At 56.3% G+C, this 9,311-nt stretch carries 13 protein-coding genes; 9 read left to right on the top strand and 4 right to left on the bottom strand.

The genetic code is table 11. The features are described 5' to 3' along the window. Positions 1–155 precede the first annotated feature (155 nt). From EKM86_RS10265 to EKM86_RS10230, 8 genes are all read left to right on the top strand, one after another. Positions 156–860 (top strand): MgtC/SapB family protein, encoded by a 705-nt coding sequence (locus EKM86_RS10265; RefSeq protein WP_125757666.1) that lies wholly within the window; start codon positions 156–158, stop codon positions 858–860. Positions 861–1,198: 338 nt separating this feature from the next. After that, a complete protein-coding gene (rpsF, locus tag EKM86_RS10260) occupies positions 1,199–1,495 on the top strand; it encodes a 30S ribosomal protein S6 (RefSeq protein WP_054662810.1) in 297 nt (98 codons plus the stop codon). A gap of 23 nt (positions 1,496–1,518) precedes the next feature. Beyond that, the gene (ssb, locus tag EKM86_RS10255; RefSeq protein WP_125757664.1) at positions 1,519–2,100 is read left to right on the top strand and encodes a single-stranded DNA-binding protein; all 582 of its coding nucleotides are present in this window, start codon (positions 1,519–1,521) and stop codon (positions 2,098–2,100) included. 58 nt (positions 2,101–2,158) lie between these two features. Then, the gene (gene rpsR, locus EKM86_RS10250) at positions 2,159–2,395 is read left to right on the top strand and encodes a 30S ribosomal protein S18 (protein ID WP_054662813.1); all 237 of its coding nucleotides are present in this window, start codon (positions 2,159–2,161) and stop codon (positions 2,393–2,395) included. Positions 2,396–2,608: 213 nt separating this feature from the next. Then, positions 2,609–3,142, top strand: coding sequence for a ClbS/DfsB family four-helix bundle protein (locus tag EKM86_RS10245; protein ID WP_164506246.1), 534 nt, complete (start codon positions 2,609–2,611; stop codon positions 3,140–3,142). A 53-nt stretch (positions 3,143–3,195) separates the two neighbouring features. Continuing rightward, the gene (locus EKM86_RS10240) at positions 3,196–3,930 is read left to right on the top strand and encodes a hypothetical protein (protein WP_125757660.1); all 735 of its coding nucleotides are present in this window, start codon (positions 3,196–3,198) and stop codon (positions 3,928–3,930) included. A 228-nt stretch (positions 3,931–4,158) separates the two neighbouring features. Next, a complete protein-coding gene (locus EKM86_RS10235) occupies positions 4,159–4,473 on the top strand; it encodes a helix-turn-helix domain-containing protein (RefSeq protein WP_125757658.1) in 315 nt (104 codons plus the stop codon). Between the two features lie 65 nt (positions 4,474–4,538). Continuing rightward, positions 4,539–5,090, top strand: a complete 552-nt coding sequence (locus tag EKM86_RS10230) for an AAA family ATPase (RefSeq protein ID WP_125757656.1) — start codon at positions 4,539–4,541, stop codon at positions 5,088–5,090. Positions 5,091–5,186: 96 nt separating this feature from the next. Here EKM86_RS10230 and EKM86_RS10225 read toward each other — a convergent pair whose 3' ends face one another. From EKM86_RS10225 to EKM86_RS12415, 3 genes are all read right to left on the bottom strand, one after another. Continuing rightward, the gene (locus EKM86_RS10225) at positions 5,187–5,678 is read right to left on the bottom strand and encodes a GNAT family N-acetyltransferase (protein WP_125757654.1); all 492 of its coding nucleotides are present in this window, start codon (positions 5,676–5,678) and stop codon (positions 5,187–5,189) included. Continuing rightward, positions 5,665–6,786 (bottom strand): Mbeg1-like protein, encoded by a 1,122-nt coding sequence (locus EKM86_RS10220; protein WP_125757652.1) that lies wholly within the window; start codon positions 6,784–6,786, stop codon positions 5,665–5,667. The genes EKM86_RS10225 and EKM86_RS10220 overlap by 14 nt, the downstream gene beginning before the upstream one ends. Before the next feature lie 97 nt (positions 6,787–6,883). Continuing rightward, positions 6,884–7,060, bottom strand: coding sequence for a hypothetical protein (locus tag EKM86_RS12415; protein WP_164506245.1), 177 nt, complete (start codon positions 7,058–7,060; stop codon positions 6,884–6,886). 134 nt (positions 7,061–7,194) lie between these two features. Between EKM86_RS12415 and EKM86_RS10215 the strand changes: the two genes are divergently transcribed. Next, complete coding sequence (locus EKM86_RS10215) at positions 7,195–8,733, top strand: multicopper oxidase family protein (RefSeq protein WP_125757649.1); 1,539 nt, start codon at positions 7,195–7,197, stop codon at positions 8,731–8,733. A gap of 73 nt (positions 8,734–8,806) precedes the next feature. Here EKM86_RS10215 and EKM86_RS10210 read toward each other — a convergent pair whose 3' ends face one another. Next, entirely contained in the window at positions 8,807–9,268 is a 462-nt protein-coding gene (locus tag EKM86_RS10210) for a hypothetical protein (protein ID WP_125757647.1), read from the bottom strand. Positions 9,269–9,311 lie beyond the last annotated feature (43 nt).

Below are 9,311 nucleotides of genomic sequence, written 5' to 3'. Positions count from 1 at the left end.
TGAAACACCAAAGCAGCGCAGTCCCGTGTGAATCGTGGGATTGCGCTGCTTTTTTGAAATTCTATGAATAATCCAGGATCAATAATCGTGATTAGATTCGGACCGGGCGGGGTACTTCACCTTCCCGGTCCTTTTTGAAAGAAGTGGTTGAGAAAATGCACTATTCTTTGAGTATTTTAGAGATCATTGGGCGGCTGCTGCTAGCGATGTTGATCTCCGGGGTAATCGGCTACGACCGCGAGCACAAAAACCGGCCAGCGGGCATTAAGACCCATGTGCTGGTCTGTGTGGGTGCCTGCATGATTGCGCTGATGCAAAAAGAGATCGGCTTTAACGCGCTGAACACCGCGCTGGCTGAGCCCAAGCTCTCCGGTGTGCTGCGGGCCGATGACGCGCGTCTGATTGCGCAGGTCGTCTCCGGCATCGGTTTTCTGGGCGCCGGCACCATCATCGTGCAGCACCGCACCGTGCGCGGCCTGACCACTGCGGCGAGCCTGTGGGCCGTTGCCGCCATTGGCCTGGCCATCGGGATGGGCAATTACGACATCGCCATTCCGGGCTCCATCCTGATCATTTTGGTGCTGGTCTTCGCCAGAAACTTGCTGCACGTGCACACCATGAAGCGGCTGATGGTCCAGTACCATCACCGAGTCGAAACCAAGGAGTTCATCCAGCAGTACTTTGACGAGCATCAAATCAAGGTCACCGACGTCAACTTCCGCGTGACCCAGTCGGACACCGATTCGGTTTACACCAACATCTACGAGATCGAGCTGCCCCGCGGGATGAACTACGCGGACATCATCGAGGACATCTCGATGAACAAGAACATCATGCAGATCCAGACCGTGTCGATCTGACCTTTATGTCTGGGTTCTAATTAGTGTTACAGGTAGGGAATAGGAGTGGCGACCGGAGGCGGAATCGGCTCAGTGGTGAAATTGGTGTTAGCGGCGTGCCGCTTACACCAAGGCCCGACTGAGAGACTCGCTCGCGAGGCTCGAAGCGGTGCCCACCACGTTCCAGCCGAATTCCGCCGGAGGTTGCCGCTCCGGCCTCCTAGGCACCCGCCCGAAATAGTTTGAGTAAACCCAGTCGGTATGATACACTATTAGCTTGTGAGCATGTGCCCTTTTGGCACGCTTACTCCTTGCCCTAGGGAATAGGGCCAATAGTCCATAAGGAGGTGACATGTCAAATGGCTGAAACTAAGTATGAAGTGACCTACATCATTCGTCCAGATATCGACGAAGAGGCCAAGGCTCAATTAGTTGAACGTTTTGACAATATCTTGAAGGAAAATGGTGCCAGCATCATTGATTCCAAGGATTGGCAGAAGCGTAAGTTTGCCTATGAAATCAAGAATTTCACAGAAGGCACTTACCACATCGTTAACCTGACCGCTAACGATTCCAAGGCGATCGACGAATTCGACCGACTTGCTAAGATCAGTAGCGAAATTCTTCGCCACATGATCGTTGTCCGCAACGACTAGTTATCGTTAAGGGGGAAACTTGAATGATCAACAATGTATCATTGACCGGGCGTTTAACGCGTGATGTAGACCTACGTTACACCCAAAGCGGGACCGCGGTCGGGTCATTCACCCTGGCTGTTGACCGGCAGTTCACCAATGCCCAAGGCCAGCGCGAGACGGACTTCATTAACTGCGTGATCTGGCGCAAGAGTGCTGAGAACTTCAGCAACTTCACGCGCAAGGGCTCACTGGTCGGCGTCGAGGGGCACATTCAAACGCGCACCTACGACAATGCCCAAGGCCAACGGGTCTACGTCACCGAAGTCGTCGTCGAGAACTTCGCACTGCTGGAAAGCAAGGCGACCACCCAAGCGCGGCCGTCTGAACCCGCAACCGGCAACAACAGCCAACCACAAGCTGGCGGCTTCGGCCAACAGCCTCAGTCAGGATTTGGCGGCGGGCAGCCTGCACAACAGGCCCCGCAAACACCAAACTTTGGCGCCCCTGCATCATCAGCAGCCAGTGCGAGCCCGCAAAAGCCGGCGCAACCTGACAACAGTGCCGACCCGTTTGCCAATAACGGCAAGACGATCGACATCTCGGATGATGATCTGCCGTTTTAATCCAATCAGGTTCGCTTAGGCGAGCTTGAATCAATCAATGAGTAAAGGAGTGACATCCATGGCACAACAGCGTCGTGGTGGCCGTCGTCGTCGTAAAGTCGACTTCATCGCCGCAAACCACATCGATTACATCGATTACAAAGACACCAATTTGTTGGAACGGTTCATCTCTGAACGGGGCAAGATCTTGCCTCGTCGGGTGACCGGGACCAGCGCCAAAAACCAGCGCAAGCTGACGATCGCAATCAAGCGGTCACGCATCATGGGTCTTCTGCCATTTGTCGTTGAAGACTAGTACCACCAGCCCTTTGCAGAGATGCAAAGGGCTTTTTTTATCGGTTCGGTGATGCGCAAAAGCCGGCTATGCATTCGCTTTCTGTTATATTTTCAAATATTTCTTTGTAAATTTTAATGACCGGCCTTGAAAATTTCTCCGTTTAGGCCCACCATAGAGAGTGGAGACAGTGTTGAATGCGTTTATTTCAAATCCCTCAGGAGGCGATTAAACTTGGCAGAGCCACATTCACGGCAGTCATTGATTTTGGCGACGTACGAGCGTCACGATAAGCTCGATCAGATTTTAAGCGGTATGTCAGATGAAGAATTGAACGGGACCTTCCCGTTCAAAGGCCGCGATCGCAACGTTCGCGACGTCTTGGTCCAGCTGGCAGCTTGGCAGAAAATGTACCTGGATTGGAGCAAAGCAAACCTGGCTGGGACCGCAAAGCGTTTCATGCCGAAACCGTACAGTTGGAAGAATAGCGGCAAGCTGAGCCGCAAGATCTGGCAGGCCAACCAGAAGACCACGTTGGCAGAGGCCAAAAAAGCCTTCGAAAGTTTGTACAACGATCTGATGGACCAGTTCGAGCAAGGCAACAACGAGGAAATGTTCCTCAGGGGCTTCTACCCCTGGACCGGCAGCATGTCACTCGGCGAGTTCGCGACGATGGTTGCATCCGCGCACTACGCTTGGGCAATCAAAGTCCTGACGCAGTACTTGAAGGCCACCCGGAAGTCGAAGCCGCTCGAGCAAGCAAAGTAATTTCAACGAAAAGCGACCACCCGGGCCGCTTTTTTTATCCCAAGGAGAACACGATGAAACTAACCATCACAATGACCATGACAGATAACGAGACCCGGCTGGACCTGGGCGAGGGCCTGGGCACGATGCGCTTAACGACTAACCTAGAGCAGCCCGTCCCGGCCAATGACGTTCGCCTGGCAACGGCCGCACACGCGTTGATTGGCGCCGGTGACGTGCCCGCCAAGGCGGACGGCGTCATTATCCTAGGCGTCCCGGACAGTGTTGACGGGGTCAAGGTCCAGCGCTTCTTTGAAAAACTGATCGCCGATGGCAGCGCCACTGCCACTGGGGCAGCGTTGCAGAAGCTGCTGGAGGTGCAGATGCGGGTGTTGGTTCGCCTGGGCATTCAGCTGCAGGCTGCGGCCCCTGCCAAGAAGCGGCCCGCCAAGGCACGGCACCGCTTTGACAAGGCGCTGAAGACCCATGCGTTCCACGTGAAACGCGGCGGCAGCGAGGCGACAGTGTACTGGACCGCGGCCAAGGAAATGACCATCGCGCCAGGTGCCAAGCTTGTGCGCGAGCCGCTGCTGAATCGTGACGGGTCGCAGAGCTATGGCACCAAGTACGGGGACAAGCTGCGGGCGGACAACGCCGATAAAATCGCTGACTTCACGACCACTGCACCGGTGACGCTGCGCAGCGTGAACGAGGTCGGCCTCTTCCTGTATTACGGCGACACCAACGGCTGGCTGGAGCTAGTCGACGCGGATGGCAAGACGCTGGATGAGCTGACGCGCGTGGATTAGGCGGCTGATCCCGGGGATTATTCTCCATTTGCATAAAAAAATATTCCTAAATTTAAGTTTTTTATTTTCGGATTAAAAGCCTAATTTTCACCGCCGCCGCGGCTTTCATGCTTTTATTTTCTTTGGCAACTGTTATTTTTATTTTGTGCGGCTTTTAAGCTCTTTAACTGGAACCGTTTTTCTTCTACCGTGTAGGCTAGTTAAGTGTGAATAGGAGCTGAGCGGCGATTGAAAAATATTAGTCGGCTGGTGCGCGCGCAGCGAAAAAAGCTCGGCTTGACGATCGAACAACTGGCGGAGAAGGCTGGCGTTTCGGTCAGTCTGCTATCTCGAGTGGAACGCGGCGACGTTGATAACATCAGCATTAAAAAGTTAACGGAAATCGGGGAAGCACTGGGCCTTCAGCTGGCGGACTTTTTTGTGGGCGATCAGTTTGCGGACGTCAACACGCTAGCGCTGCTGAACTACCTCAAGACCCTGCCAGAGGCGAAGCGTCAGGAAGTGGCGGCGGCTCTGTTGGCCCTGTTGCAGTCTATGGAATGAAAAGGTGATAATGAAGTCGTGGTGCGCTTTGAGCATGCCGCGGCTTTTTAAGTGGGGGCGAAGCAATGAAAGTGATGCTGATCGGGGCACCCGGCAGCGGCAAGTCAACGCTGGCGCGGCAGCTGGCCTGCCAAACCGGCTGGCCGCTGTTGGCGTTGGACCGGGTGTGGCACGCGATGGATTACTCCGCTGCGGCCAAGCAGCGATTCATTGCCGAGCAGAGGCGATTCATGGCGGCACATCGCGACTGGTTGATCGATGGCAACTTCACCAGCACCGTCCCCTTGCGGCTGGTCCAAGCCGATCTGGTGGTGTGGCTGCGAGTCCCAAGCCTGGTGGCCCCGGTGCGACTGATGCGCCGCTCACTGGCTTTTCACTGCGACCCGGCGACGCGGCCGGACATGGCGCCAGGGTTTCAGGAACATTTGGACCGCGATTACCTGGACTTTTTAACCTATGCGCTGACTTTTCGCAGGGTGGTTGAACCGCGCTTGGCCGCGCTGCTGGCGACTGCCCCAGCACAGACCGAAATCCGCATCATTCAAAGTGCCAGTGGCAAGTCGGCGTTGCTTGGGGAATTCACTGAGTTGACCCAGCGCGAGCGTGAAGCCGACTAAAGGCGAAGGGCGCGGGCACTGACCCTGCTGTTCCACGTGAAACAATCTGACTAAGCAGACAAAAACAGCGCTGAGCATCGGCTCGGCGCTGTTTGCTCACGCGCCCACGTACAGCGCGTACTGATATTCGTCCTGCCACTGGCCGGCAAGCCAAAACTCGCGGCGGTGGTGCGCTTCTTGCGTCATGCCCAGGTGCTGGTAAAAACCGATGGCGGCCGTGTTGCTAGCAAGGACGCGGAAGCTGATTTTCCCGACGGCTTGGGTTGCTGCGGCCGTTTTGACCGCTTCAATCAGCGTCCGGCCAACCCCTTGGCCTTGCGCCTGTTTGCTGACGGCGAGACCGGCGACCCACTGGCGGCGCATGCTGGGATAGGGGCCGGCGACGTGGCACGTGATGTAGCCGCAGACCTGACTGGCCTCATTGCAGGCGACCAGCGTCAGCGCGGCATGGTGCAGCAGATCGGTTTTGAAGCCCTCGTATTCATCTGGCTGCATCATGTGCGGCGTTTTGGTTTCATCCATCTCGCCGGTTTCGATCTGCCAAACGGTGGGCATATCGGCTTCAGTGGCGGTTCTAATGGTGATCATCTTGAGTGTCCTCCTTGCTGGTGTCAGAGTCGGCTGAGGTCCAAGGCCAATCAACCGCCGGCAGGTGCGGCTTGGGCAGGTTTGCGCGCAAGGCAATGATCAGCTGGCCGATCGCCAACTGCCACTGCTGGTGCGCCATGGGATCGCCGTGCCGCAGTCCCGAAAAAATAATTTTGGCGTTTTGCGGCCAGTTGCGTTTGAGCTCGGCAAAGCTTGTCGCATCGGTGCGCGTCACCAGCGCGTAAGCGGCATCCAGGCAGGCTTGCTTGGTTTCATCAGACAGGCTGGCGGTCCAGTTCGCGATGGTGTCCTGCGCAAGCTGCGAGAGCAAGTCAGTTTTTGGCAGCGAGGCGAAGTCTTCCCCGGCAACTTCCCAGGAAAAAGGATCATGCTGGCGGAAGCCGTGGGCGCGGCTTTGCACCACGGAAAAGCCGGAGTCCGGGTCAAACAAGGTGCCGATCAGACTGGTTTGCGGTACCAGCTTATGAACGCGTGGCGCAAGCACGGTCGGCACCGGCTTGCCAATACCCGGCCCGTCGGCGTTGAACACGGCCTGCACCTGGTCCTGCAGGGCGCCAGGGGCTTCGGCAAAGGCGTAGGTCGCCAGCGTCCCACCCTTGGAATGCCCGCCTAGGAAGTAAGGCCCGGGGTAAGTTGCGGCGATGCGCTGAAAATAAGCCAGCGCAGATTTTTGGGAGGGAATGGCCTGCATGTAAGCCATGTTGAAGTCTTCCTTCCAGTCGACAAAGTCCGCACGGGTGCCGCGAAAGGCGATGAACTGACCGTGCGGCAGGGTGAGCGTCAGCGCCGAGAACTGCTTTTGCGCCTCGACGTCGAGCTGGCTGACCTGGTCGTGCCAGGCAATCGTCTGATAACGCGGCGCGCGGGTCATCAGCTTGAGCAGCGCGAGGTTCTCAGCCGGCCGCCAGGTGTGCACGGTCAAGGCCTTCAGGTCGGCGCTTTTGCGCAGCGCATGCAGCGTGCCGCTGGTCACTGGCAACTGGGCAAAATCAAAGTAAGCCAGCTGTGCGAGCAGTACACCGTCAATCGGTCCCAGCGGCACGGCGCTGAACGGTTCTTGCGCATAGCTTCGTGCATAATCTAGCATGTTGAGCAAAAGGTTCACCTCCTGTGCTTATTATGACATAGCTGTTAAGTGATTTTGGGAAATTAAAAGGCCGAGGTCTTTACCCCGGCCTGAACGCTTATTTCTTGCGGTACATCATGTAAAGCGACATGATTGAATCAGCCAGCATGATGATGGCCATGAGCCACATGGCGTGGGTCATGTTGACCATACTCATCGTGATGTTAGTGGCAAAGACCATCCACACCAGGATGGCGTTAGCGACAAACATTAACCAGGTAAACAGCTTAGACATTTTACACCCCTCCAGATCTATCCACTATTTATAACGATTCTATTCTACACTGTTTTTGGCGTTGAAGCGTGTTAAAATGGAATCGGACTTAGGTAAGGCACAATTTCCTTGCCAGTAATGAAAGGGGAAAGATTATGACACAGCATGTGTATGATGATTACTTTTTCGATGAACCGGCGTACAACACCCACGATGGCGGCTATGTGCCGCTGGAAGTCGCGGACGCGCCGGAGTCCCAGCTGGCGATTCCGCCGCTGCTGAAGCCCGATAAAGAAACTGACACCGACGCCTGGTACACGCTGGAAGCGCAAAAGGGCGAGACCCAGATCCTGCCTGGCGCCAAGACGAAGACCTGGGGCTACAACGCCCCACTGCTGGGCACGACGCTGGCATTTGAAGTCGGCAAGCACATTCATGTCACCTTGAAAAACTCGCTCGATGAGTTGACCACGTTCCACTGGCACGGCCTGTCCGTTTCCGGCCCGTATGTTGACGGCGGCTGCCACGCGCCAGTTTACCCAGGCGAAAGCAAGGAGATCGACTTCACGCTGGATCAGCCGGCTGCAACGACCTGGCTGCACGCGCACCCGTGCCCGTCGACCGCTGAGCAGGTCTGGCATGGTCTGGCCGCGATGGTGCTGGTGCGCGATCAGCACGAAGCCAGCCTGCCGCTGCCGCGGACTTACGGCGTTGACGACATTCCGCTGGTTCTGCAAGACCGCCGCTTCCACGAAAACAATCAGTGGGATTACCACGCCGATTACGATCCGGATGGCGTCCAGGGACCAACAGCAATGATCAACGGCACCGTCAACCCAGTCTTCGATGTCACCACGCAAAAGCTGCGTCTGCGCATCCTTGACGGGGCCAACCGGCGCGAATGGCGGTTGCATTTTTCCGATGACCTGCAGTTCACCCAGATCGCCAGCGATTCTAGTTTGCTGCCGGAGCCGGTGCAGCTGACCCACCTGATGCTGACCTGTGCCGAGCGGGCAGAGATCATTGTTGACTTCAAGAACTATAAGGAAGGCGACACAGTTACCTTGTTCTCCGACGATGTACCGATTGTGAAGTTCCGCGTTCACGCGTTCAAGCCGGATAACAGCGTGCTGCCGGATCACCTGATCGATATAAACGCGCCTGAAGTGCTGCCAACCACGCCGGTTCGCAAGATCGTGATGTCGGGGATGGATGAGCAAGTTGCCATTGACGGCAAGAAGTTCAACATGCAGCGCATCGATGCCACGCAGCCAATTGGCTTGGCGCAGTACTGGGATGTCACCAACACGAACTCGATGAACGGCGGTATGGTTCACCCGTTCCACGTGCATGGCACGCAGTTCCTGGTCATTTCGCGCAACGGCGGCGCGCCTTACCCGAATGAGCACGGCTACAAGGATACCGTCGGCGTCAACCCTGGCGAGACCGTTCGCCTGCTTGTGCGGTTTGACCTGCCAGGCGTCTACATGTATCACTGCCACATCATCGAGCACGAAGACGGCGGCATGATGGCGCAGATCCAGACCTATGATCCGAACAAGCCGATGCCAAAGTACAAACTCATGGATATGGAGACCTTAACACAGGCGTTCGCCAAGGAGCGCGGCGTCGACCCTGACACTATGTGGATGGCCGGCATGGATTCATACAAGAAAATGGGCATGAAGATGTAGTCTGATCTTTTCCCGGGAAATAGCGAAGTGGTTCAACTCACGCATTGTGCGTGGTGCTGGACCACTTTTCATATCACCCGGGAAATACGCGATGCAACACGGCGGTGGCTGTGGGCCGCACGACCAGGCCGCGAATGATGTAGGCCAAGGCGAAGGAGCGCACCCAAGTGAAAAGCAGGGCTGATACAGGGAGGCCTGGCAGCACGCCGGCGATTACCATGCCCCAAGTCGACATGCTCAGGCACATGATGAGAATGGTCGCCCACTGGTGAATCTGTTGCGCCCGGTCGGGATCAAGGCTCTGCTGCGGGGTGGTGGCGAATACGCTGATTAGTAGGTTGGTAACCGGCGCGGCAACTGCCAGATTCCACGCGAACGCGACCAAGATGGTAGGCGCCCAGCCGCTGAGAAACGTGGTTAATGCGGCTGCAGTAAAGCCCAGCCGGAAAAGGATGTTGAGGCCGCTCATCAAAGACCCCATACTCAGACACATTTCAGCGGTGAAGAACAACTGTTGCTTAGTGTAGGTGTACATGTCGATGGCCTCCCTTCCAGCCCGGTGAGTGGCTGCTAGCCAG

Origin of the sequence: Lacticaseibacillus hegangensis (assembly GCF_003946465.1) — a bacterium.
Classification (GTDB): domain Bacteria; phylum Bacillota; class Bacilli; order Lactobacillales; family Lactobacillaceae; genus Lacticaseibacillus; species Lacticaseibacillus hegangensis.
This window is presented reverse-complemented; position numbering and strand designations above follow the sequence as displayed.

Excerpts from the sequence above, each read along its gene's own strand:
- EKM86_RS10210 (WP_125757647.1), bottom strand. The coding sequence starts at position 9,268 with ATGTACACCTACACTAAGCAACAGTTGTTCTTCACCGCTGAAATGTGT.
- EKM86_RS10265 (WP_125757666.1), top strand. The coding sequence starts at position 156 with ATGCACTATTCTTTGAGTATTTTAGAGATCATTGGGCGGCTGCTGCTA.
- EKM86_RS12415 (WP_164506245.1), bottom strand. The coding sequence starts at position 7,060 with ATGTCTAAGCTGTTTACCTGGTTAATGTTTGTCGCTAACGCCATCCTG.
- EKM86_RS10215 (WP_125757649.1), top strand. The coding sequence starts at position 7,195 with ATGACACAGCATGTGTATGATGATTACTTTTTCGATGAACCGGCGTAC.
- EKM86_RS10225 (WP_125757654.1), bottom strand. The coding sequence starts at position 5,678 with ATGATCACCATTAGAACCGCCACTGAAGCCGATATGCCCACCGTTTGG.
- EKM86_RS10220 (WP_125757652.1), bottom strand. The coding sequence starts at position 6,786 with ATGCTAGATTATGCACGAAGCTATGCGCAAGAACCGTTCAGCGCCGTG.
- EKM86_RS10240 (WP_125757660.1), top strand. The coding sequence starts at position 3,196 with ATGAAACTAACCATCACAATGACCATGACAGATAACGAGACCCGGCTG.
- rpsF (WP_054662810.1), top strand. The coding sequence starts at position 1,199 with ATGGCTGAAACTAAGTATGAAGTGACCTACATCATTCGTCCAGATATC.
- EKM86_RS10230 (WP_125757656.1), top strand. The coding sequence starts at position 4,539 with ATGAAAGTGATGCTGATCGGGGCACCCGGCAGCGGCAAGTCAACGCTG.
- rpsR (WP_054662813.1), top strand. The coding sequence starts at position 2,159 with ATGGCACAACAGCGTCGTGGTGGCCGTCGTCGTCGTAAAGTCGACTTC.
- ssb (WP_125757664.1), top strand. The coding sequence starts at position 1,519 with ATGATCAACAATGTATCATTGACCGGGCGTTTAACGCGTGATGTAGAC.